Genomic DNA, 21,820 nt, shown 5'->3' with positions numbered 1-21,820 from the left:
CCCTCATGCAGCGTACTGTCCTGGTGGTCGACGACGACCCCCACATCCGCGACCTACTCACCTTCGCCCTGCGCAAGGCCGGACTGGCCGTGCGTGAGGCCGGGGATGGAGAAGCCGCCTTGGCCGATCTGGAGGCGCATTCGTCGGACCTGGTGGTGCTGGACATCAACATGCCGCGCATGGACGGGCTGGAGGTCTGCCGCCGCATCCGGGCCAAGGACGACACCCCGGTGCTGTTCCTGTCCTCACGCGACGACGAGATCGACCGCGTGCTGGGCATCGAGCTCGGGGCCGACGACTATGTGGTCAAGCCGTTCAGCCCGCGCGAAGTGGTGGCCCGCGTCGCCGCCATCCTGCGCCGCACCGTGCGCCAGCCTGCGCCTCTGCCGGAAGGGGGCGTGGCGCACGGCCGGTTGACCCTCGACGCCGAGGGCTGGCGCGCCGCCTGGGGCGGAACCGAAGTGCCCCTGACGGTGACCGAATTCGCCATTGTCCGCGTCCTGGCCGCCCAACCGCGCATGGTCTTCACCCGCGACGCGATCATCGACCGCGTTCACGGACCCGGCTTCGCCATGACGGACCGCACCATCGACAGCCATGTCCGCAACCTGCGCGGCAAGTTCGCGGCGGTCGGGGGCGGCGATGTGATCGAGACCCGCGCCGGGCTCGGCTACCAGCTCGGGCCCTGCCTCGGCGAGGCGGCGTGACGGGCTACAGCGGCCGCTTCCGTCAGTTCGTCCGAGCCCACTGGCCGGCGCTGAGGCTCCGGACCATCCTGCTGTCGGTGCTGATCTTCGCCGGCATCCTGCCGGGGCTCAGCGCCATCTTCCTGCGCGTCTATGAGAACACCCTGGTGCGCCAGACCGAGGCCGAGCTGGTGGCCCAGGCCGTGGCCCTGTCGGCGACCGCCGAGGGGCTGTGGCCCGGTTCGACCCTGGCCCCGCCGACTCAGCTGCAGCGCGCCGCGCCCGACTGGTATCGGCCCGAACCGGCGACCATCGACCTGGGCTCCACGCCCGTATTCCCGGCCCGTCCCGGCGTCCGCCCCGGCGGCCCGCCCGCCCCGGAGGCGGTCGCCGTCGGCGCCCGACTGGACGCGGTGATGGAGGAGACCAGCCGCACCACCCTGGCCTCGATCATCTTCCTCGATCGCAACGGCGTGGTCATCAGCGGCTATGGTCAGGGCGGCAGCTGGGCGGCGCTGCCGGAAGTGCGCTCGGCGTTGGGCGGTCGGCCCCGCACGGTCCTGCGCCGCAACGCCGCCTACCAGCCGCGGTATTCCTTCGAATGGCTCAGTCGCGCCCCGGGCCTGCGCATTCACCACGCCCGGCCGGTGCGGGTGAACGGCCGGGTCGAGGGCGTCATCCTGGCCTCGCGCTCTCCGCGCGCCCTGTTCCGCGGCATCTACCAGGACCGCATCAAGATCGGCCTGGGCATCGTCGGCACCCTCGGCTTCATCGCTCTCCTGGCGGTGCTGATCTCCCGGGGCATCGCCAAGCCGATCGAGGCCCTCAGCCGGGTCACCCGCGAGGTCGCCGACGGCGGGGGCGGGCAGGTGCCGCCGCCGCCCAGCACCGCCGCGGTCGAGATCCGCACCCTGTACGAGGACTTCGGCCGCATGGCCGAGGCGGTCGAGCGTCGCTCCCGCTACCTGCGCGACTTCGCCGCCGCCGTCAGCCACGAGTTCAAGACGCCGCTGGCCGGCATCCAGGGAGCCGTCGAGCTGCTGCAGGACCATGACGACATGGAGCCGGAGCAGCGGCGGCGCTTCCTCGACAACATCGCCGCCGACGGCCGCCGCCTGTCCGATCTGGTCAGCCGTCTGCTCGACCTGGCCCGCGCCGACATGGCCCGGCCCGAAGCCGGGTTGGCGACCGAGCTGCGTCCGTCGGTGGCCAAGGCCGTCGACGCGCGACCGCCCAATCTGCGAATCTTCCTCGACCTGCCCGAGGACCTGCCGCCGGTCGCGGCCCCCGCTGCGACGCTCGAGATGGTCGTCGCCACCATGCTGGAGAACAGCCGGCAGGCCGGGGCCGAGGCGGTGCGCATCGCCGCCCGCCGCGCCGGCGACGCGGTCATCCTGTCGATCAGCGACGACGGCCCGGGCATCGCCCCCGCCGACGCCCGCCGCATCTTCGAGCCCTTCTTCACCACCCGCCGCGAGGAAGGCGGCGCCGGCCTTGGCCTGTCCATCGCCCGCGCCCTGCTGGCCGCGAACAAGGCGACCCTGGACCTGGTGCCCTCGGGCAAGGGCGCGGTGTTCGAAATCGGCCTGCCGGCGGCGGATTAGGCGCCTAGCGCCACTTCGATCCGTCGCCGTGCTTGCCGACGCTGGCCCACTCCGGCGGGGCGGCCTTGTGCACGTACTGCTCCGAAACCAGCCAGCCCTTCAGCGGCCTCAGCACGGCCAGACAGCCCAACACCAGCAGCGGCATGGTGACCACCATATGCACCCACACCGGCGGGTGGACGGCGAACTCGAACCACATGAACAGCGCCATGCCGATCACGCCCACCAGGCTCATGCCGAAGAAGGCGGGACCGTCGGCCGGCTCCGCGAAGCCGTAGTCCAGGCCGCACGCGGGACAGGCCTCGCGGATGGTCAGGAAGCCCTTCAGCAACGGCCCCTCGCCGCAGCGCGGGCAGCGGCAGTGAAGGCCGGTCTTGAGGGTGCTCAGCGGAGGGTATTCGGGATCGGACACGGGGGTCATCCAGACGCTTGTTAGGCATGCATGTCGGCCTCCGGACCCGGTTTCACAATCGGCCTCTTTGTCGCGGGGAACACGGGCGAACAGCGGTCGTTTCGCCCTCATGACAGAGACGCTCAGTCCAGCGCTGACCGATGACATCGAAGCCCTGGTCGACCGGGTGCTCGTGGCGGCGGATGAGCGCGGCCTGACCCTGGCCACGGCCGAGAGCTGCACCGGCGGCCTGCTGGCCTCGGTGCTGACCGACGTCGAGGGCCGCTCGCACGTCTTTGATCGCGGTTATGTCGTCTACAGCGACGACGCCAAGGCCGATGAGGTGGCGGTTCCTGCGCGCCTGATCCGGCAGCACGGCGCCGTGTCCGAGGCCGTGGCCCGGTGCATGGCCGAGGGAGCGCTGCGCTCCTCCGGCGCCGGCGTGGCCGTGGCGGTCACGGGCTTCGCCGGCAAGGCGGGTCCCGAAGACGAGCCCGGCCTTGTCCATTTCGCCGTCGCCGCCCAGGGCGCCCCGACCCGGCACGAGGAGCACCATTTCGGCGACATCGGCCGCGGACCTGTGCGGATCGAATGCCTGCGGGTCGCGCTGACGCTTCTCGAAACCGCGGTTATTAACCGTTAACCGTGTTTAAAGGCCGCCGCGGGCAAGGTCGCGCGCGAATGGCTCGCTCTCCCTCCAGGCGAATTCTCAGGACCACCGTGGCCGCCGCCGCGGCGGGCGCTGTCGTGTTGGCGCCGGTGGCGCCGCTGGGCGCCGTCGCTGTGGCCCGCGAGAACGGCGCGGCCCTGGATCCGGTCGTCATCCGCATCGGGGCCAACGCCGGCTTCACCCGCGTCGAGTTCGCCGGGGCCGTCGGCTCGCGCGCCCGCATCCGCCGTGAGGGCGACAAGGTCGTCGTCCGCATCGGCGCCACCGCCGCCCCGGACGTCTCGCGCCTGCGCGTCGACCCGCCCAAGGGCGTGACCAAGGTCGAGACCCGCGCCGTCTCCGGCGGCACCGAACTGATCCTGACCCTGGCCGAGGGCGCTGACGCCCGCACCGGCAGCGCCGACGGCGCGGTCTATCTGAACCTCTACGCCGGCGCCCCGCAGGCTCCGGCCCAGCCCGCCCGCCCGGCCGCGACGCAGACCGTCCCCGTCGTCGCACGCGCCGCCGCGGACAAGGTCACCCTCGACTTCCAATGGGCCTCGTCGGTCGGCGCCGCCGTGTTCCGCCGCGGCAAGGCCGTCTGGATCGTCTTCGACACCCCGGCGCGCCTGGACATGACCGGGGCGACCAAGCTGGGCCCGGCGTCGGACGCCCACTGGACCGCCGGCTCCGACCACGTCGCCGTCCGCCTGGAAGCGCCCGAGAGCGCCGCCGTCTCGGCCACGGTCCAGGGCTCGACCTGGTCGGTGACCATCGGCGGCCACGCCGCTGCGGTCGAGGGGGTCACCGTCGGGCGCGACGACACCGGCGAGCCGGCCCTGGTCGCCCGCATGGCCGGGGCCACCAAGGCCGTCTGGCTGACCGATCCCCTGGCCGGCGACCGCTTCGCCGCCATCACCGCCCTGGCGCCGGGCAAGGGCTTCGCGGATCGCCGCAAGACCGTCGACCTGGAGCTTCTGCCGACCGCCCACGGCCTGGCCGTAGAGACCCCCACCGACGATCTGGCCGTCCATGCCGACGGCGATCTGGTCACCCTCAGCCGTCCGGGCGGCCTGACCCTTTCGCCGCCCTCGGCGGCGCTTGAAGCCGCGGCGCCGGAAACCGGCGCCCCGCAGCGCGCGCGTTATCCAGGCCAGATCCTGCCCGAGTGGGCCGATGTCGGCCATGCCGGCTTCCCGGCCCGTTATCGCCAGCTGCAGGACGCCGCCGCCGCCGAGGCCGCTGCGGCCGGCGACGATCCGCGCGCCTCGGCCGAAGCCCGCCTCGGACTGGCCCGCTTCCTCGTCGGCTCCGGACTCGGCTACGAGGCCATCGGCGTGCTCAACGCCATCGTCGCCCAGGCGCCGAACATGGCCGGCGAGCCCGAGCTGCGCGGCCTGCGCGGCGCGGCCCGTGCCTCGATCGGCCGCTTCGAGGAGGCGCAGGGCGACTTCGCCTCGGCCGCCGTCGCCGGCGATCCCGCTTCGGCGGTCTGGCGCGGCTACATCGCTTCGAACCAGGGCGACCACGAAGCCGCCCGTCACGCCTTCGCCGCCGGGGCCGGCGTCGTCGACGCCTTCCCGCCCGAGTGGCGCGCCCGCTTCGGCGCCGCCCACGCCCTGTCGGCGCTGGAGACCGGCGACCTGGAAGGGGCCAAGGCGCTGCTGGCCTACAGCTTCAGCCAGAACGCCCCGCCGGCCGACCAGCTGGCCGCACGGATCGTGCAGGCCCGGGTGTTCGAGCTGGAGGGCCAGACCGACCGCGCCCTGAACGTCTACACCGCCGTCAGCCGCGCCCCGCTGGACGCCCTTTCGGTGCCCGCCAAGCTTGGCGTGGTGCGTCTGTCGCTGGCCAAGGGCACGATGAAGCCCGACGCCGCCGCGGCGACGCTGGAGGGCCTGCGCTGGCGCTGGCGCGGGGACGGCACCGAACTGGCCGTCATCCGCCAGCTGGGCAGCCTCTATCTCGACCAGGGCCTGTACCGCGAGGCCCTGACCGCCCTGAAAGGCGCCGGCCCCAACCTGGCTCGCCTCAAGGGGGCCGACCAGATCCAGGCCGACCTCGGCAAGGCCTTCCGCATGCTCTTCCTCGAGGGCGGCGCCGACGGCCTGCAGCCGGTGCAGGCGCTGGGCCTGTTCTACGACTTCCGCGAACTGACCCCGATCGGCGCCGACGGCGACGAGATGGTCCGTCGCCTGGCCCGACGCCTCGTCGACGTCGATCTGCTCGACCAGGCCGCCGAGCTGCTGAAATACCAGGTCGACAACCGTCTCGACGGCGTCGCCAAGGCCCAGGTCGCCACCGACCTGGCCACCGTCTATCTGATGGATCGCCAGCCCGAGGCGGCGCTGCAGGCCCTTTGGTCGTCGCGCACGACCCTGCTGCCGACGGCGCTGCAGGTCGAGCGCCGGGCGCTGGAGGCCCGCGCCCTGACCGCCCTGGGCCGCTACGATCACGCGCTCGAAGTGCTGGGCAATGACGCCTCGGCCGAGGGCCGCGACGTGCGCGCCGAGGTGTTCTGGAAGCAGCAGAACTGGGGCGCCGCGGCCGCGCTGTACGAGGCGCGGCTGGGCGACCGGTACAAGAACACCCTGCCGCTGACGGCGGACGAAGAGGCGCGGCTGATCCGCGCCGGGGTCGGCTATTCCCTGGCCAACGACGGGGCCGCCCTGGGCCGCCTGTCGCGCAACTACCGGCCGTTCGTCGCCGGGGCCAAGTCCAAGACCGCCCTGTCGATCGCGCTGGACACCGGCGGCGCCGGCGGGGCTTCGGCCGGCGACTTCGCGTCGCTGACCGCCTCGGCGGACACCTTCTCCGGCTGGGTCTCGACGATGAAGACCGAGCTCAGACAAAAAACGGGCGGGAACCGACCCGCGGTCCCCGCCCGTTCACAAGCTCCGGCGGCGGCGCCCCCTGCGAGGCCCGCCGCCTAAGACCGTCAGGTCTTACTTGTTCACCGAATCCTTGAGCGGCTTCGAGACGCGGAAGCGCACGGCCTTCGAGGCGGCGATCTTGATGGTCGCGCCGGTGGCCGGGTTGCGGCCTTCACGAGCGGCGCGGGCCGCGGTGTCGAACACGCCGAGGTTCGAAATGCGCACGTCGCCGCCCGAGGTCAGCGACTTGTGGATGTTCTTCACGATGGCGTCGAGGACGCGGCCGGCGTCGGCCTGCGAAACACCCGCGTCTTTGGCGACGGCGGCGATGAGTTCGGCTTGAGTGGTCATTGTGGGTCGTTTCCCGATTGAAGCTCGCCCCCCATTTTCAGGGCGATGACCCGCGGATTGACGCCGCTTTTCTGCAGCTTGGCAAGCGCCTTTGCCGCTGGAACCCCCACGGGGTGGGGATTTATCCGCTACCGGACGCTCGCTGGAAGCTCTCGACGAGGCTTCCGGCGACCAGTCTCCAGCCGTCCACGAGCACGAAGAAGATGAGCTTGAAGGGCAGGGAAACGACCACCGGCGGAAGCATCATCATACCCATCGACATGAGCACGCTGGCGACCACCAAATCGATCACAAGGAACGGAACGAAAAGGAGAAATCCGATTTCAAAGGCCCGCTTCAGCTCACTGATCATGAAGGCCGGAGTGACCACCCGCAGGGGCAGGTCGACCAGCGCCGTATCCGCCTCCACCTGGGACAGTCGGGTGAACAGGGCGAGGTCGTCGCGGTCCACCTGGGACAGCATGAAAGTCTTCACAGGTTCCGACGCCGCATCGAAGGCCTGAGGCAGCTCCATCTGCTGGTCCAGCAGGGGTCGGATGCCCGAATCATAGGCGTCCTGCCACGTCGGAGCCATGACGATGGCGCTCAGAAACAGGGCCAGGGAGACCAGGACGGCGTTGGGCGGGGCCTGCTGCATGCCCAGGGCCGTGCGCAGCAGGCTGAGCACCACGACGATTCGCACGAAGCTGGTGGTCATGATGACGATCGACGGGGCCAGGGACAGGACGGTCATCAGGCCGACCAGCTGCACGACGCGTTCGGTCAGGCCGGAGCCGGTGCCCAGGTCGATGTTGATCGCCGCGCCCGGACCGCCGGCGGCGGCGATGTCCTGAGCCAGGGCTCCCAGCGGCCACAGCATGCAGAAACCGGTGGTCAGCAGCGACAGCAGCGCTGCGCGCTTCAGCTCGTCGCGCGTCGGCATGACGAAGACGTCGCGGAACGTCACTTGCGCAGCTCCGGCCCGCGCGGTTCGAGCAGCTCCTTGCCCTCGCCGAGCAGCAGCAGCCGCTCCTCATCGTCGATTCGCACCAGCACCAGGCGGCGGGCCGGGTCCAGCACCAGGGTCTCGACCACCGACATGCGGCGCTCGCCCCGCTCGGCGCTGAGCTTGGCCATCAGCTGCGGGGCGTAGCGGCGCGCCGCCCATGCGGCCAGGCCGATGATGCCGAGGGTGAAGGCCAGGGCGAACAAGGCCCGCAGCAGATCGAGGAAATTCATGCGCCCGAGGTCCCGCCGAATCTCTGTGCCCGGCCGCGCCAGACTCGATGATCATGGTTAATGCCAGATTGAGATAACCGACCGTTAACCATGGGGGCGGCAGTTTCTGCCCATCAGACCTTGGGCGCGTCGCGTCCGGGGTTTCCTCAAGACGAACTGGACGCCCCGTGGGCATCGCCGACCTGCCGCTGCTCGGCCAGATCAAGGGCCGCCTGAACTGGCTTGACGAGCGCCAGCGCGTCATCGCCCAGAACGTCGCCAACTCGGACACCCCGGGCTACGCGGCGCGCGACCTGAACCAGCCGACGGACTTCGCCGCCGCCCTGCGCAACGGCGCGGGCGTGCGCATGGCCCGCACCAGCGCCATGCACATCGCGCCGCAGGGCCAGCAGGCGCGCTTCGAAAGCGCGGCGTCGCCGGATTCCGAGACCACCCTCGACGGCAATTCGGTCGTGGTCGAGGAGCAGATGCTGAAGATGTCCGAGAGCCGCATGGCCTATGACGCCGCCATCGGCATCTACCAGAAGTCCATGCAGATGCTGCGCATGGCCGCCCGCGCGCCGGGCCGCTGAGACAGCAGGGGGAGTAGACGATGCCGGATCCCGTCCCGCCGCGGAACAGCGCCATGGCCGTCGCCGCCAGCGCCCTCAAGGCGCAGCAGTCGCGCATGCGCGTCATCGCCGAGAACATCGCCAACGCCCAGTCGACCTCGCCGGTCGCCGGCGGCCAGCCCTATCGCCGCCAGGTGCCGGTGTTCCAGGCGCGCGAGATCGACGGCGCCACGGGCGTCACCCTGGCCGAGGTGCGCCCCGACCAGTCGGACTTCCGCTCCGAATACGACCCCTCCCACCCGGCGGCCAACGCTGAGGGCTATGTCCTCCGCCCCAACGTCGACACCCTGGTCGAGGCCATGGACATGCGCGAGGCGCAGCGGGCCTACGAAGCCAACCTGAACGTCATCGAGACGGCGCGGTCGATGGACTCGCGCACCCTCGACATCCTGAAGAAGTAGGACTGAGCCATGAACCCGTTGATGGCGGCCAAGGCCTACGCCTCGATCCAGGGCGGCGCCGCGCCGACCGCGCCCGCGGCTTCGGCCGGCGAGACCGGCTTCGCCGGCATGCTGCAAAGCGTCATGGGCGACATGACCCAGACGACGCGCGCCGCCGAGACCCAGATGACCTCGACCATCCAGGGCCAGGGCAGCCTGATCGACGTGGTCACCGCCGTGTCCTCGGCCGAGGCTTCGCTGGAGACCGTCATGGCCGTCCGCGACCAGGTCATCTCGGCCTACCAGGAAATCATGCGGATGCCGATCTGACGGCGTCTCCGCCTGACTCACGGGCAGAAGGCCGCGCCGCCGCCACTATGCTTCCCGACGCGCGGTGCACCAGCAGTGGTTGTGTCAGTACCCTAATCTACGTACTTTGCAGGCCTCACCTCCCCGGAGAGACGCCATGCTGAAGGACCGCAATTCCTCCGCCATCGTCGCCGTCGCCGATATAGAGCGCGCGCTGGCCTTCTATGAGGGCGTTCTCGGCCTGCGCCTGGCCGAGCGCCACGAGGAAGCCGGCGTGCTCGTCTTCCGCACCGGCGACACCTTCCTCACCGTCTACAAGTCCGACTACGCCGGCACGAACCAGGGCAACGCCGTCAGCTGGGCCATGAAGGGCGACCTGATCGAGGTCGTAAATGAACTGCGCGCCAAGGGCGTGGTCTTCCACGAGTACGAGCAGCTGCAAGGGCTCGACTTCAAGGACGGCGTCTATTCCTCCGGCCCGGTCAAGCTCGCCTGGTTCAAGGACCCCGACGGCAACATCCTGCACCTCGCCGAGGGCGTGTGACGGCTCTGGCCGAACCGCTGCCGTAGGAACCGACCCGCCGTCCGGACGCTGGCTTTCCCATTCGAAAGGGAGAGCGCCATGCTCAGGGAACGCAACTCTTCTGCCATCGTCGCGGTCAGCGACCTGGCCCGCGCCCGACAGTTCTACGGTGAGACCCTCGGTCTCGAACTCGTCCAGGATCACGAGGGCGAGGACTGCGGCGACGTGCTCGGCTACCGCACCGGGACCACCGCCCTGACGGTCTACAAGTCCGACTACGCCGGAACCAACAAGGCCAACGCCGTCACCTGGGCGATGGACGGCGATCTGACGGAGACCGTCGCCGAGCTCCGCGCCAAGGGGGTGACCTTCGAGCGCTACGACTTCCCCGGCATGGAATGGCGCGACGGCGTCCACGAAGGCGGCGGCGCCAAGCTGGCCTGGTTCAAGGATCCGGACGGCAACATCCTTCACCTGATCGAGGGCATGTGATGATCCGGACCCGCCATGGCTCCTGTCACTGCGGCGCGGTCCGGTTCGAATGCGACATCGACCTGGCGCCCGAGGGCGAGCGGTCGCCCCAACCGCGACCCGGGGCCTGGTTCGCCTCGACCCTGCGCTGCAACTGCTCCTTCTGCGCCAAGACCCGCATGTGGAAGAACCACGTCCCGGACGAAGCCTTCCGCCTGCTGCAGGGGGCGGAAAACCTGACTCACTATCGCTTCGGCGCGGGGGCCATCGACCACGCCTTCTGCCGGACTTGCGGAGTCTATCCCTTCGCCTCGGCCTCGTTCGAGCCGATGGGCGGCGACTTCGTCTGCGTGAATGTCGCCTGCCTCGACGACGTCACGCCTGAAGAGCTCGCCCGGGTCCCGATCCGTTACGAGGACGGCGCGCACGACGACTGGAACCACGCCCCCGCCGTGACGAGCTACCTCTAGCCTTCGAGCGAGACCACCGGCTGCAGGGCCCGCGCCTGGCGCTTGGTCCGGCGGCTCTTCAGCCAGGCCCGGATCCGATCCTGCAGCGGCTGGTCGATCGTGAAGTGGAACAGGAAGGCGAAGCCGAAGGCCGCCGCCACGCCCGCCGCCCACAGCCCCCACTGCACGGCGACGGGCAGGCCCATGCGGGCCACGGCGACGTTCACCACCCCGAACCAGGCGATGCGCACGACCTCGTTGGTGATGAACATCGAGAAGCTGACCTGCGCCGCCATCTCGATCCATTTCGACGGTCGCGGCGTCGGGATCGCGCCGGCCGCCAGGATGATGGTCGAGATGCAGGCCAGCGAGACCAGGGCGTGCTTGTCGAAAAACTGGACGAAGGCCAGCAGGAGCGCCGCGCCGATGCCGGCCCAGCCGGCCAGCCTGGGTGCGATCCAGACCTTCTGGGCGAACCAGGCCAAGGCCATGCCGAGGACGAACAGCGGCAGGGCCCGGAAGAAGCCGAAGCCCATCGGCATCTGGTAGACCGGATAGCCGAGCAGGGCCCAGGTCAGCTGGTTGGCCAGCAGATACAGGCCGACCCCCAGCGCCAGCGCTGTCCACGGCCCCAACCGGGCCAGGCCGCGCAGGATCCACGGGAAGGCCAGGTAGCAGCCGATCAGGGCCGAGATCGACCAGCTGGGCGCATTCCAGCCGTAGCCGCCGGGCACGCCGAAGGCCTGGGTCAGGGTCATTTGAGCCGGCAGCTGAGCCCAGCGGAACCACTCCGGCGCGCGCGGGGCGACGCCCAGCAGTCCGCTGACCACGACCAGCCCCACCAGCGCCGCGCCCATCATCAGGTGGGCCGGCCAGACGCGCAGCAGGCGCTTGAGCAGGAAGTCGCCGGGCGACATCGAACCCTTGGCGAGCGAGCCGCCATAGACCCGCATCAGCACATAGCCGCTGTCGATCAGGAAGAAATTGGTCAGCAGGAAGCCGCCCCGCTCGAACACCGGATGCAGGCCCTCGGCCAGCGGAACCGGCCCGGCGCCCTGGAAGTGGTGCAGGATGATCAGCCCGGCCACAATGAAACGCAGGGCGTCGAGCCACCCGCCGCGCACGATGGGCGGTGTCTCATTCCGGGTCGAAATCGCGGTCCAGGCCAAGGGGAGGGCCTCCTTCGAGGTCCTCCCCGCAAGGAGCGGGCCGCCGTCGCGTCTTAACCGAGCCGCTTAACGCGTCGGAGAGCCGGGCGGCGCATCCTTGCCCAAGTCCGCCGCAGGAACGCCATGCCGCTTCGCCGCCAAGCCCTCGCCCTGATCGTGGCTGTCGTTAACACAGGCTGCGGCCCAGGCACGCCCCCAGCCTCGCCGCAACCGTCCGTCGCTTCCGAACTCGTGGATCAAGCGAAAGCGCCTCCGCTGAAGTACGACGCTATTCTCGCGCGGGTTCAGGCGGGCGCCGATCCGGCCGCAGATGCTCGTGCCGCCTTGGCGCGGGGCGAGGCGGGGTTGATCTACACGGGCCAGTACGACGTCGGCCCGCGCGGAGCCACATGCTTCACCCCGACAGGTCGGTCCCGCGTGCCTGCCTTGGCCGAGATTCCCCACGGCGACCACATCGTTCAGGAACTCGGTGACGTGCTCGGCTACGCCCAAGCCTATAACCTCGCGATGGTCACGCAACCGGGCTATCCGGACGCGGAGCTGTGCCGCGAACGGCGCGATGGCGACGACGTCTACTACTCCGACCTTCCCCTGCGGCTGGCCACGCCGGCGGGGGTGATCGCCACGCCGCCAACGACCCTTCACGAGGCGGCGCGCCGGGGCGACGCCGAGGACATCGGCCGACTGTTGCGCACCAACCCCGTCAACGCGACGGATCTGTTCGGGACGACGGCGCTGAGTTGGGCGGTGGTTCGTCGCAACGACGCCGCCATCCGAGCGCTGCTCGCCGCCGGCGCCGATCCCACGGCCGGGTCCGACGCGTGGAGCCAGGAACGATCGGCGCTCTACTGGGCCGCGGCCACGGGGCAGGGGCGCCTCTTCCGCCGGTTGCTCGCGGCAGTCCCCGCCGGCGGATCCCCGGCCGAGCCCGTCTGGCCGCGAGAGTATGTCCAAGCCGCCGTCGAGGGCGGCGACGTCGGCATCCTCGACCTCATGCTCTCCCAGCCGCACGAGCTGTTCCAGGCTCAGCGCCTGTCGGATCCGTTCCCGTCCGAGCGGATTATGGCCCGCGTCCTGCGGTCCGCACCGCAGGAGTTCAAGGATCAGTTCTTGATGCAGGTCGCGGCGGCCCATGGCGGGGAGGTCCGGCTGGACCTCCTCCGGCTTGCATTGAAGTCCGGCGCCGATCCGGATCGGGTGGCGTCTTATGAAACGCCACTGTCGACCCTCGCCGACGGCATTCGGGCCAACTCACCCGAGGCGATCGCCATCCTGCTCAAGGCCGGCGCCGACCCGAACCGTATCGCTCACCGCGAGCGCGCACTCCGCGAGGCGATAGACTCGTTGAAGCTGGACGGCGAAGTCGATGCCTTCGACGGGCGTGCGCTGCGCATCATCGATCTGCTGATCGCGGCCGGCGCTGACATCAACCTGCCTGACGCTGACGGCCTCCCGCCATCCTGGCGGCTGTTCTTTCCGGCGCGCTTCGACAATGATGTCTTCGACCCGAGTTTCATCACAGCGGACCTCGTGCGTAAGCTCTCAGCGCGCGGCATGGACTTCAACGCCCGCTGGCAGGGCCGCAGCCTGCTGGCCGCGGTTGAGCAAAAGGCCGGGACGGATTCCGAGCAGGCGGCGTGGCTGCGCAGCGTCGGCGCCCGCTGACGGCTAGGGCCGGATCTCGACCTCGACCTTGTCGATCTTGCCCGTGAAGGCGAAGGGCAGCTGATAGGTCCAGTCGACGGCCGAACCGTTGTCCATGCCGACGTCCAGGCCCTCGCCGATCGAGAACTGGATCGGCACCGTCTTCTCCAGCCGGCCCTCGGCGATCTTCTTGCCGTCGGCTTTCAGGGTGACCTTGCCGCCCTTGCCCATGCCGCCGCCGTCGTAGGCGAAGTCGACCTCCAGCTTGTGCTCGCCCGGCGGGAGCGGGTCCTCGGCCGCGAAGGTCGGGCGCTCCTGGCCAAGGAAGTTGTAGACGAAGGTCGGCCGCCCATCCTTCAGGTAGAGGCCGTAGCCGCCCTCCGAACCGCCCTGGGTGACGATCATCCCTTCGGCGTGGTCGTCGGGCAGGTCGACCTCCGCCGAGATCGTCCAGGACTTGTTGAGCATGGGCAGGCAGGCCGCGTCGGGCAGGCCGACCATGCCTTCGTAGTAGGTCGCGCGGGTCCGCTTGCCGACCAGGCTGGGCCGACCCATGGCCTCGGCGTTCATGCGGATGATGGCGCGCGGGTCCAGCGGCAGGACGTTGTACTTCGCCGCCTCGATCCACCACAGATCCTGCAGCTCGCGCAGCTTGGTCGGTTCCTTGTCCGCGAGGTCCTTGGCCTGCGAGAAGTCCTCGTCCAGCTTGTAGAGCTCCCAGACCGCATTGTCGGGGTTCCAGTTCTCGTCGCGCACCGGCTCCCAGGGGGCGAAGGCGGGCGCCGAAGCCATCCAGCCCTCATGATAGAGACCGCGGTTGCAGCCCAGCTCGAAATACTGGGTCTTGCGGCGGCTCGGCGCCGCCGCCTCGTCAAACGCGAAGGCGAAGCTGACGCCTTCGATCGGCTTCTGCTGCACCCCGTTCAGCTCACGCGGCGCGGTGACGCCGCACAACTCGTACAGGGTCGGCACGATGTCGATGGTGTGCAGAAATTGCTCGCGCAGCCCGCCCTTGTCCTTGATGCGGTCAGGCCAGCTGATGATCATCGGATTGCGCGTGCCGCCGAAGTGGCTGGCGACCTGTTTGGTCCACTGGAAGGGCGTGTTCATCGCGTGCGCCCAGGACGACGGGAAGTGGTTGAAATGCTTCGGCCCGCCCAGCTCGTCGATGACCTTCAGATTGTCCTGCCAGCGTTCCTTCACGCCGTTGAAGAACAGGTTCTCGTTCAGCGAGCCCTCCAGCCCGCCTTCGGCGCTCGAGCCGTTGTCACCGGCGATGTAGATGATGATGGTGTTGTCGGCGTCGGGCAGGGCCTTCACCGCGTCGATGACCCGGCCCATGGCGTCGTCCACCTGGGCGCCGTAGCCGGCGAAGACCTCCATCATCCGGGCGTAGAGGCGCTGCTCCTCGGGATCGAGCCCTTCCCAGGCCGGCAGCCCCTTGGACCGTTCGGTCAGCTTGGTGTCCTTGGGCACGACGCCGAGCTTCTTCTGCCGCTCCAGCGTCTGTTCGCGATAGGCGTCCCAGCCCATGTCGAACTGGCCCTTGAATTTGTCGATCCAGGCCGCGGGCGCCTGGTGCGGCGCGTGGGTGGCCCCGGGCGCGACATAGAGGAAATAGGGCTTGTCCGGCGCGATCGCCTTGACCTTGCGCACCCAGGCGATGGCCCTGTCGGCCAAGTCCTCGGTCAGGTGGTAGTCCGGATCGTCCGAGGCCGGGACCAGGTCGCGGTTCTCGAACAGCAACGGGTTCCAGTGGTTCATGTCCCCGGCGTTGAACCCATAGAAATAGTCGAAGCCCAGGCCGTTGGCCCAGCGATCGAACGGTCCCGCGGCGCTGGTCTCCCAGGTCGGAGTGTTGTGGTTCTTGCCGATCCAGGCGGTCATGTAGCCGTTCTGGCGAAGCACCTCGCCGACCGTGCCGCAGTCCTTGGGCAGGACGCAGCAGTAGCCGTCATAGCCCGTGGCCAGTTCGGTGATGCCGGCGAACGAGGTCGAGTGATGGTTACGGCCGGTGATCAGGGCCGCCCGCGTCGGGCTGCACAGGGCGGTGGTGTGGAAGCAGTTGAACCGCAGTCCCTCCTTGGCCAGGCGGTCCATGGTCGGGGAGGGCACCCCGCCGCCGAAGGTCGAGAACTGGCCGAAGCCGACGTCGTCCAGCAGGATCAGCACGATGTTCGGCGCCCCCGCGGGCGGCTGCACCGGCTGGGGAAACTGGGCCGGATCGGAGTCCGACTGCGTCCGTCCCACCTCGCCGGTGAAGTGGAAGTCGGGCCGCGGCAGGATTTCGGGGGTCGAGCCGTTGGCGGGATTGGCGGGGGGCGCTTTGGAAGCCATTACGGATACTCCGGGCAGAGTCGCGCTCCGGCGAGCGCGGGAGGCGTCAACGTATGGGCCGCCCCGCTGACCCGGCATCGGGGAATCCCCCGAGCCCATCCGCCGGGACTCCTGACCCGCCAGCGGGCCGCCCGTCTCCTACTTCTGGATGACTGATCAATGTCATCTCACGGTGCTACGGATGGCTGGCTTCCCCGATCCGTCCGGGCCCGCGCGGCCCATATTCGAAAGGCCGACTGCGATGCCCACCATCACCACCGACGACGGCGCCGAGATCTTCTACAAGGACTGGGGGAGCGGTCAGCCGATCGTCTTCCACCACGGCTGGCCCCTCAGCGCGGACGACTGGGACGCGCAGATGCTGTTCTTTCTGGCCCAGGGCTACCGCGTCATCGCCCATGACCGTCGCGGCCACGGTCGCTCGAGCCAGACCTCGGGCGGGCATGAAATGGACACCTACGCCGCCGACGTCGCCGTCCTGGCGCGCCATCTCGACCTGAAGGACGCCATCCATGTCGGCCACTCCACCGGCGGCGGCGAGGTGACCCGCTACGTCGCCCGACACGGCAAGGGCCGGGTCGCCAAGGCGGTGCTGATCGGGGCCGTGCCGCCGATCATGGTCAAGTCGGACAAGAACCCGGAGGGTCTGCCGATCGAGGTGTTCGACGGCTTCCGCGCCGGCCTCGCCGCCAATCGCGCCCAGCTGTTCCGCGACGTCCCGACGGGGCCCTTCTATGGTTATAACCGTCCGGGCGCGAAAATCTCCGAAGGCGTCATCGACAACTGGTGGCGGCAGGGGATGATGGGCGCGGCCAACGCCCACTACGAGTGCATCAAGGCCTTCTCCGAGACCGACTTCACCGAGGACCTCAAGGCCATCGACGTGCCCGTCCTGGTCATGCACGGCGACGACGACCAGATCGTCCCCATCGCCGACGCCGCCCTCAAGTCGATCAAGCTGCTCAAGCACGGCACGCTCAAGGTCTACCCGGGCCTGCCGCACGGCCTGTGCACGACGCATCCCGAGGTGGCGAACGCGGACTTGCTGGAATTCTTCCGGAGCTGAGCCTTGTCATCCCGGACACCGCGCAGCGGTGATCCGGGACCGGGCGCCCGACAATGTTCGCCCTCCCGGAAGCGGCGCGAGCCGCTATCCGGGGGAAGGAAATGACCCTTGGCTGTCTCCCGGATAATCGCGCTGCGATTTCCGGGAGTCTGTTCGTGCGCGCGATCGGTCCCGGCTCTCGCTTCGCTCGGCCGGGATGACAAGGCGCCGGTCAGAGGTCAGCAGTGAGCGTCAGCCCCGCACGAAGCGCAGGAATTCCTCGCGGGTGCGGGCGTCGTCGCGGATGACGCCGAGCAGGTGGCTGGTGGTCAGGCTGGTGCCGGGGGCGTTGACGCCGCGCAGGGTCATGCAGCTGTGCTCGGCCTCGATGACCACGCCGACGCCCTGGGGCTTCAGCACTTCCTGGATGGCGCGCGCGATCTCCGCGGTCATCTTCTCCTGGATCTGCAGGCGCCGGGCGTAGCCGCGCACCACCCGGGCCAGCTTGGAGATGCCGACGACGCGGTCGGTGGGCAGGTAGGCGACGTGAGCACGGCCGATCACCGGCAGCATGTGGTGCTCGCAGACGCTGACGAAGCGGATGTCCTTGAGCACGACCAGTTCGTCGTAGCCGCCGACCTCCTCGAAGGTCCGCTCCAGGTATTCGCGCGGATCGACGTCGTAGCCGGCGTACATCTCGCGATAGCTGCGCATCACCCGGTCAGGGGTGTCCAGCAGGCCTTCGCGCTCGGGATCGTCGCCGGTCCAGCGGATCAGGGTGCGCACGGCCGACCGCACTTCGTCGGCGCTGGGCATGTCCTGGTTGGGCCGCCGCCCGCCGCGCTTGGGCAGGGGCGTGCCGGCCGCCCGCGCCAGCGCCTCGCGCTCGACCCAGCTGCCGTCGCAGTCGTGGTCGGCGGCGGAGTGGCGGTGGTCGTCCATGGCGGCATCCTGTAGCGGGCGCTCCGCCGAAGCGGAGGTCGTGTTCTGATTATGCGCCCTTAGACCCCGAAGCGGCCGGGAGTTCCAGTCCGAGGTCGTCGGGGACCCATTCGGCGCGCTGGCAGATGGCCGGCGAGCGGTCGTGGACGAACAGAACTGGTCGTGCACTCGGTTCGGTTGAGCCGCAGACCGATCGCCATGAGATGGCTATGCCAGCGGAAGGCCGGGATTGTTTGCGAAGCTATTGGGCCTCCGCGACGGCAGGAGAGATGGCAGGGGCGACGTCGGGGGCGACGTCGGGCAGCAGTCCCTCCGTTTCACACCTGCGCCGAACACGGTCCTGACGGCTTTGAGTCCGTTCGTGACGCCATTCGCCCGCGCGATGGAGATATCCCAGCGCCAGCGACCGCTCGACCGAGTGAGGGCTAGCGTCCACCGACATGAAGACGAGGGGTTGCTCCCCCGGGTGCTCCATTAGACCGCATGCAAACGACTGATCCGAGTTGAACCGGATGTGTGTAAGTCGAACCCCCGGATAGGCGCGCGTCTGCACGGCGGCCTCCTTTTCGAGATACCGGATCACCTCTTCCTTGGACGCGGGATCTGGGGAAGCTGCTGCCTGGCCGTCGGGCCGCGCGTCGTCTGAGGCTGTCGGGCCCTGTGAGACCGAGCAGGCCGAGACCAGCGCCAGACACGCGGCGACTGGAAGACTTCTACTGATGCCGATCATGACGCTACGGCCTCCCCGCCGATCCCGGATGTCACGCCCCTGAGTATGATCGACATGTCCATCACGCCGTCGCTGTCGCCGTCAATGTCGATGGATGTCGATCCGGATGATTGTTGACTGAAACGGTCCCGCAAGGAGGGCGGCAGTCGCACGGAGGGGGAGGCAGTCGGTGACCCCGACACTTCAACAGAGGGCCGAACCAACGGCCAAGTTGGAGCCTCCGAAACCCTACCATCTCGATACTGCCATCTCGCGCACCTACGGCGCCTTCCGAGGACATCCTGCACCCCGAAGAGGCCGCTCCGACCGCTTTTCCGGACGCGTCGCCGTTCCCACATTCAACTGGACGCGCAGAAGCCTCAAATAGCCGCCGCGCCTGGGTCTTTCTCATCGTCGTCCGCCTCGCGCCGCGGCTTTCTGGCCGCAGCCTGCGCCTCGGCGCGGCAAATTTTCCGGTCCGACAATTTTTCCGAGGCGACACACCCATCTCGCGCGCCCGCTAACGGCTTCGCTAACGCGCCGTTAACCACGCACCCGGCATTCCTTGCCCAGTGGGGAGTGCGTCGGCGGGAGCGCCGCGGGCCCCGCGCGTGGTGGTTTCGGAGTTGGGAATGAACGGGGCGGAAGTTCTGGACGTGGGCCGCGACGCCCTGTGGCTGACCATCCAGCTGTGCGCGCCGATCCTGATCGTCGGCCTGATCGTCGGCGTGGTCATCGGCCTGTTCCAGGCCCTGACCCAGATCCAGGAGCAGACCCTGATCTATGCGCCCAAGATCATCGCCATCTTCGTCTCCCTGCTGCTGTTCCTGCCGCTGATGGGCGCCCTGCTGGGCGGCTTCATGCGCACCATCGCCGCCCGCATCGCCGGCATGTGATCTGACCGTTGGACCCCTGGGCGACATCCGACCAGGTCTGGCAGGGGGCCATGATCTTCGCCCGCATCGGGGCCGTGCTGCTGATGCTGCCCGGCGTCGGCGAGAGCTACGTGCCGCCGCGCATCCGCCTATCGCTGGCCCTGGTCGTCTCCCTGGCCCTGTGGCCGGTGGTCTCCGACGCGCTGCCCGCCCTGCCGGCGACGCTCAGCGGCATGGCGGGCTGGATCATCCGGGAGGTCATCGTCGGCCTGGCCATCGGCGCCCTGCTGCGCAGCTTCCTGACCGCCCTGGCCACCGCCGGCGAGATCGTCGCCCTGCAGACCACGCTCAGCTTCGCCCAGACCGCCAACCCGATGCAGGCCCAGCCGGGCACCACGATCTCGGCCTTCCTGATGCTGTTCGGCACGACCCTGATCTTCGCCACCAACACCCATCACCTGTTCATCGCCGGCCTGGTCGGCTCCTATGAGCTGATCGCGCCCGCCAAGCCCCTGGTGACCGGCGACTTCACCTCCCTGGCGGTGAAGACCCTCGGCGACGCCTTCATGCTGGGGGTGCAGATGTCGGCGCCCCTGCTGGTCTTCGCCCTCATCTTCAACCTGGCCTCGGGCCTGGTCGGCCGCGTCATGCCGCAGTTCCAGGTCTTCTTCGCCGCAGCGCCGCTGAGCATCATCTTCGGCCTGTCGATCTTCGCCATGAGCCTGGGCGCGCTCGGGACGGTCTTCATCGACCGCTACCGCGACCTGGCTCGCATCTTCGCTGGAGCCGCCGGTGGCTGAAGGCGCGGATCCCGAGTCGAAGACAGAAGAGGCCACCCCACGAAAACTTGCGGACGCGCGCAAGAAGGGTGACGTCGCCAAGTCCGCCGATGTCGGCTCTGCCTTATCGCTGGCGGGCGCCGCAGCGGTGATCCTCATGGCCGGCGGCTGGTTCGCCACTTCGATCGCCGAGCAGTTGCTCCCGTTCATCGCCTCGCCGCACACCATGACGGGGGGGCTCGAGGCCGGGGCCGGGGTCGAGATCGGGGCTCACGCCCTATGGGCCATCGCCCCCTTCCTCGGCGCGGTCATGCTGGCCACCATCATCGGCGGGGCCGGCGGCAACCTGGCCCAGTCGGGCCTGCTGTTCACCGCCGAGAAGCTGAAGCCCGACTGGTCGAAGGTGAACCCGATGGCCGGGTTCAAGCGCATCTTCGGCCCGGACGGCCTGGTCCAGTTCGCCAAGACCTTCCTCAAGCTGCTGGTCGTCGGGGCCATCTGCTGGATGGTGCTCAAGCCGCACATGCGCGAGTTCGAGAACATGGCCGCCATGCCTCCGGCCATGATCCTGCCCATGGCCCGCGACCTGGCCTTGGCCCTGATGATGTCGGCCCTGATCTTCCTCGGCTTCACCGCCGGCGCCGACTACCTGTGGCAGCGCTTCCGCTTCAACGAGCGGATGAAGATGTCCAAGGAAGAGCTGAAGGAGGACTACAAGCAGTCCGAGGGCGACCCGCACGTCAAGGCCAAGCTGAAGCAGATCCGCGCCCAGCGCAGCCGTCAGCGGATGATGCAGAACGTGCCCAAGGCCACGGTCATCGTCACCAACCCGACCCACTATTCGGTGGCCCTGCGCTATGAGCCGAACGAGGGCGACGCCGCCCCGGTCTGCGTCGCCAAGGGCGTCGACGCCCTGGCCCTGCGCATCCGCGAAGTGGCCCGCGAGCACTCCGTGCCGATCGTCGAGAACGTGCCCCTGGCCCGGGCCCTCTACGCTGCGGTCGAGGTCGACGACATCATCCCGCGTGAGCATTTCGAGGCCGCGGCCAAGGTCATCGGCTTCGTCATGCAGCGGCGCCCGAAGCGCTGACCGCATAGGGGGCGAAGGGGCTCAGGCCCAGCCAGGTCTGCATCTCCGTGCCCAGCCGGTCGTCGCCGGTCAGGGTCATGCGCTGGTCGGCCAGGGCCCGTCGGACGGTTTCATAGCCCATCCAGATGGCCGTCATGGTCCGCAGGTCGACCGTCACATAGAGGTCGACGTCGAAGCCCGGGTCCGATGAGCAGAGGTCGACGCCTTCCTGCGGGTCGACGATCAGCCAGAAGTGGCGCTGGGCCGGCGGCAGGTCGGGATAGATGAACTGCACGATGCTCCGCCGCTGGGGCATGGGCGTGGTGTTCAGGTTGCGGTGCATGTCCCACATCAGCAACTGCGGATCGAGGTGCTGCAGCGAGACGTCCGCCTTGATGCGTCGCTGACCCCAGATGCCGAAGGCCTCGATGATCGGCTGCAGCTCCTTGCCCGCCTCGGTGAGGTGGTATTCGACCGTCCCGCCCTGGCCGGTGACCTTGGCCACGACCCCGGCGGCCTGCAGGTCCTTGAGCCGCTGCGAGAGCAGAGCCGGCGACATCCGCGGCACCCCGCGCCTGAGGTCGTTGAACCGCGTCGAACCGGCGACCAGCTCGCGCAGCAGTACGATCGTCCAGCGGGTGCACAAGAGCTCGGCCGCCATGGCGACCGGACAGAACTGACGATAGCTTCCCTGGGCCATAGATCTTACCCTCCGTCTCCGAAGGATACGTCCGAA

Annotated in this window: 23 protein-coding genes; 15 read left to right on the top strand and 8 right to left on the bottom strand. The window is 69.2% G+C overall.

Annotated features, from left to right (window positions below; translation table 11 throughout):
• Positions 1-5 precede the first annotated feature (5 nt).
• On the top strand, positions 6-707 hold the full coding sequence (locus ASC65_RS09060) for a response regulator (protein ID WP_056452622.1): 702 nt from the start codon (positions 6-8) through the stop codon (positions 705-707).
• Positions 704-2,290 carry a sensor histidine kinase gene (locus ASC65_RS09055; RefSeq protein ID WP_056451816.1) on the top strand — a complete coding sequence of 529 codons (1,587 nt, stop codon included), beginning with the start codon at positions 704-706 and terminating at the stop codon, positions 2,288-2,290. Before ASC65_RS09060 ends, ASC65_RS09055 begins: the two co-directional genes overlap by 4 nt.
• 4 nt (positions 2,291-2,294) lie before the next feature.
• Here ASC65_RS09055 and ASC65_RS09050 read toward each other — a convergent pair whose 3' ends face one another.
• A complete protein-coding gene (locus tag ASC65_RS09050) occupies positions 2,295-2,711 on the bottom strand; it encodes a DUF983 domain-containing protein (RefSeq protein WP_156459607.1) in 417 nt (138 codons plus the stop codon).
• A gap of 100 nt (positions 2,712-2,811) precedes the next feature.
• Here ASC65_RS09050 and ASC65_RS09045 point away from each other — a divergent pair, with 100 nt between their 5' ends.
• Together ASC65_RS09045 and ASC65_RS09040 are read left to right on the top strand one after the other, a co-directional pair.
• Positions 2,812-3,324 (top strand): CinA family protein, encoded by a 513-nt coding sequence (locus ASC65_RS09045; protein ID WP_056451814.1) that lies wholly within the window; start codon positions 2,812-2,814, stop codon positions 3,322-3,324.
• Between the two features lie 77 nt (positions 3,325-3,401).
• Complete coding sequence (locus tag ASC65_RS09040) at positions 3,402-6,263, top strand: tetratricopeptide repeat protein (RefSeq protein ID WP_056451812.1); 2,862 nt, start codon at positions 3,402-3,404, stop codon at positions 6,261-6,263.
• 12 nt (positions 6,264-6,275) lie between these two features.
• Here the strand turns inward: ASC65_RS09040 and ASC65_RS09035 are convergent, their stop codons facing one another.
• The 3 genes from ASC65_RS09035 to ASC65_RS09025 form a co-directional block, all read right to left on the bottom strand.
• Positions 6,276-6,572, bottom strand: coding sequence for an HU family DNA-binding protein (locus tag ASC65_RS09035; protein WP_268750061.1), 297 nt, complete (start codon positions 6,570-6,572; stop codon positions 6,276-6,278).
• 103 nt (positions 6,573-6,675) lie between these two features.
• Positions 6,676-7,476, bottom strand: coding sequence for a flagellar type III secretion system pore protein FliP (gene fliP / locus ASC65_RS09030; RefSeq protein ID WP_056452616.1), 801 nt, complete (start codon positions 7,474-7,476; stop codon positions 6,676-6,678).
• A 20-nt stretch (positions 7,477-7,496) separates the two neighbouring features.
• Positions 7,497-7,772: a flagellar biosynthetic protein FliO gene (locus ASC65_RS09025; protein ID WP_056451808.1), complete on the bottom strand. Its 276-nt coding sequence runs from the start codon at positions 7,770-7,772 to the stop codon at positions 7,497-7,499.
• Between the two features lie 167 nt (positions 7,773-7,939).
• Between ASC65_RS09025 and flgB the strand changes: the two genes are divergently transcribed.
• The 6 genes from flgB to ASC65_RS08995 all read left to right on the top strand — a co-directional run bounded on the left by flgB (position 7,940) and on the right by ASC65_RS08995 (position 10,536).
• Entirely contained in the window at positions 7,940-8,344 is a 405-nt protein-coding gene (gene flgB / locus ASC65_RS09020; protein ID WP_056451806.1) for a flagellar basal body rod protein FlgB, read from the top strand.
• A gap of 20 nt (positions 8,345-8,364) precedes the next feature.
• Complete coding sequence (flgC, locus tag ASC65_RS09015) at positions 8,365-8,784, top strand: flagellar basal body rod protein FlgC (protein WP_235561456.1); 420 nt, start codon at positions 8,365-8,367, stop codon at positions 8,782-8,784.
• Positions 8,785-8,793: 9 nt separating this feature from the next.
• On the top strand, positions 8,794-9,093 hold the full coding sequence (locus ASC65_RS09010; protein WP_056451804.1) for a flagellar hook-basal body complex protein FliE: 300 nt from the start codon (positions 8,794-8,796) through the stop codon (positions 9,091-9,093).
• Positions 9,094-9,229: 136 nt separating this feature from the next.
• Positions 9,230-9,616: a VOC family protein gene (locus ASC65_RS09005; RefSeq protein WP_056451802.1), complete on the top strand. Its 387-nt coding sequence runs from the start codon at positions 9,230-9,232 to the stop codon at positions 9,614-9,616.
• A 78-nt stretch (positions 9,617-9,694) separates the two neighbouring features.
• Positions 9,695-10,087: a VOC family protein gene (locus ASC65_RS09000; RefSeq protein WP_056451800.1), complete on the top strand. Its 393-nt coding sequence runs from the start codon at positions 9,695-9,697 to the stop codon at positions 10,085-10,087.
• Positions 10,087-10,536, top strand: coding sequence for a GFA family protein (locus ASC65_RS08995; RefSeq protein WP_056451798.1), 450 nt, complete (start codon positions 10,087-10,089; stop codon positions 10,534-10,536). Before ASC65_RS09000 ends, ASC65_RS08995 begins: the two co-directional genes overlap by 1 nt.
• On the opposite strand, the gene ASC65_RS08990 is transcribed toward ASC65_RS08995, so the two are convergent.
• Positions 10,533-11,639: an acyltransferase family protein gene (locus tag ASC65_RS08990; protein ID WP_235561455.1), complete on the bottom strand. Its 1,107-nt coding sequence runs from the start codon at positions 11,637-11,639 to the stop codon at positions 10,533-10,535. The two genes, ASC65_RS08995 and ASC65_RS08990, sit on opposite strands and share 4 nt — an antisense overlap.
• A 471-nt stretch (positions 11,640-12,110) precedes the next feature.
• On the opposite strand from ASC65_RS08990, the gene ASC65_RS08985 reads away from it, so the two are divergent.
• Positions 12,111-13,349 carry an ankyrin repeat domain-containing protein gene (locus ASC65_RS08985; RefSeq protein ID WP_056451795.1) on the top strand — a complete coding sequence of 413 codons (1,239 nt, stop codon included), beginning with the start codon at positions 12,111-12,113 and terminating at the stop codon, positions 13,347-13,349.
• Between the two features lie 3 nt (positions 13,350-13,352).
• On the opposite strand, the gene ASC65_RS08980 is transcribed toward ASC65_RS08985, so the two are convergent.
• Positions 13,353-15,665, bottom strand: a complete 2,313-nt coding sequence (locus ASC65_RS08980; protein ID WP_056451793.1) for an arylsulfatase — start codon at positions 15,663-15,665, stop codon at positions 13,353-13,355.
• Between the two features lie 241 nt (positions 15,666-15,906).
• Between ASC65_RS08980 and ASC65_RS08975 the strand changes: the two genes are divergently transcribed.
• On the top strand, positions 15,907-16,731 hold the full coding sequence (locus ASC65_RS08975; protein WP_056451790.1) for an alpha/beta fold hydrolase: 825 nt from the start codon (positions 15,907-15,909) through the stop codon (positions 16,729-16,731).
• 231 nt (positions 16,732-16,962) lie between these two features.
• Here the strand turns inward: ASC65_RS08975 and folE are convergent, their stop codons facing one another.
• Positions 16,963-17,526 carry a GTP cyclohydrolase I FolE gene (gene folE / locus ASC65_RS08970; protein WP_056452610.1) on the bottom strand — a complete coding sequence of 188 codons (564 nt, stop codon included), beginning with the start codon at positions 17,524-17,526 and terminating at the stop codon, positions 16,963-16,965.
• Between the two features lie 1,467 nt (positions 17,527-18,993).
• Between folE and fliQ the strand changes: the two genes are divergently transcribed.
• Genes fliQ through flhB form a run of 3 tightly spaced genes read left to right on the top strand, consistent with a single transcriptional unit; the run spans position 18,994 to position 21,105 of the window.
• Positions 18,994-19,257 (top strand): flagellar biosynthesis protein FliQ, encoded by a 264-nt coding sequence (gene fliQ / locus ASC65_RS08960; RefSeq protein WP_056451786.1) that lies wholly within the window; start codon positions 18,994-18,996, stop codon positions 19,255-19,257.
• 8 nt (positions 19,258-19,265) lie between these two features.
• Entirely contained in the window at positions 19,266-20,036 is a 771-nt protein-coding gene (gene fliR, locus ASC65_RS08955; RefSeq protein ID WP_056451784.1) for a flagellar biosynthetic protein FliR, read from the top strand.
• Positions 20,029-21,105: a flagellar biosynthesis protein FlhB gene (gene flhB / locus ASC65_RS08950; RefSeq protein WP_056451782.1), complete on the top strand. Its 1,077-nt coding sequence runs from the start codon at positions 20,029-20,031 to the stop codon at positions 21,103-21,105. Before fliR ends, flhB begins: the two co-directional genes overlap by 8 nt.
• On the opposite strand, the gene ASC65_RS08945 is transcribed toward flhB, so the two are convergent.
• Positions 21,080-21,784: a winged helix-turn-helix transcriptional regulator gene (locus tag ASC65_RS08945; RefSeq protein ID WP_056451780.1), complete on the bottom strand. Its 705-nt coding sequence runs from the start codon at positions 21,782-21,784 to the stop codon at positions 21,080-21,082. The two genes, flhB and ASC65_RS08945, sit on opposite strands and share 26 nt — an antisense overlap.
• Positions 21,785-21,820 lie beyond the last annotated feature (36 nt).

It is taken from the genome of Brevundimonas sp. Root1279, assembly GCF_001425945.1.
Taxonomy (GTDB): domain Bacteria; phylum Pseudomonadota; class Alphaproteobacteria; order Caulobacterales; family Caulobacteraceae; genus Brevundimonas.
Note: the sequence above shows the minus strand (reverse complement) of the source record. Positions and strands in the feature narration are given on the sequence as shown.

Bases quoted from the DNA above. Each gene is read 5' to 3' on its own strand.
- fliQ (WP_056451786.1), top strand. From the start codon at position 18,994: ATGAACGGGGCGGAAGTTCTGGACGTGGGCCGCGACGCCCTGTGGCTG.
- flgC (WP_235561456.1), top strand. From the start codon at position 8,365: ATGCCGGATCCCGTCCCGCCGCGGAACAGCGCCATGGCCGTCGCCGCC.
- ASC65_RS09050 (WP_156459607.1), bottom strand. From the start codon at position 2,711: ATGACCCCCGTGTCCGATCCCGAATACCCTCCGCTGAGCACCCTCAAG.
- folE (WP_056452610.1), bottom strand. From the start codon at position 17,526: ATGCCCAGCGCCGACGAAGTGCGGTCGGCCGTGCGCACCCTGATCCGC.
- ASC65_RS09060 (WP_056452622.1), top strand. From the start codon at position 6: ATGCAGCGTACTGTCCTGGTGGTCGACGACGACCCCCACATCCGCGAC.
- fliP (WP_056452616.1), bottom strand. From the start codon at position 7,476: ATGCCGACGCGCGACGAGCTGAAGCGCGCAGCGCTGCTGTCGCTGCTG.
- ASC65_RS09000 (WP_056451800.1), top strand. From the start codon at position 9,695: ATGCTCAGGGAACGCAACTCTTCTGCCATCGTCGCGGTCAGCGACCTG.
- ASC65_RS09005 (WP_056451802.1), top strand. From the start codon at position 9,230: ATGCTGAAGGACCGCAATTCCTCCGCCATCGTCGCCGTCGCCGATATA.
- ASC65_RS09025 (WP_056451808.1), bottom strand. From the start codon at position 7,772: ATGAATTTCCTCGATCTGCTGCGGGCCTTGTTCGCCCTGGCCTTCACC.
- ASC65_RS08980 (WP_056451793.1), bottom strand. From the start codon at position 15,665: ATGGCTTCCAAAGCGCCCCCCGCCAATCCCGCCAACGGCTCGACCCCC.
- ASC65_RS09010 (WP_056451804.1), top strand. From the start codon at position 8,794: ATGAACCCGTTGATGGCGGCCAAGGCCTACGCCTCGATCCAGGGCGGC.
- ASC65_RS08945 (WP_056451780.1), bottom strand. From the start codon at position 21,784: ATGGCCCAGGGAAGCTATCGTCAGTTCTGTCCGGTCGCCATGGCGGCC.
- ASC65_RS09045 (WP_056451814.1), top strand. From the start codon at position 2,812: ATGACAGAGACGCTCAGTCCAGCGCTGACCGATGACATCGAAGCCCTG.
- ASC65_RS08995 (WP_056451798.1), top strand. From the start codon at position 10,087: ATGATCCGGACCCGCCATGGCTCCTGTCACTGCGGCGCGGTCCGGTTC.
- ASC65_RS08975 (WP_056451790.1), top strand. From the start codon at position 15,907: ATGCCCACCATCACCACCGACGACGGCGCCGAGATCTTCTACAAGGAC.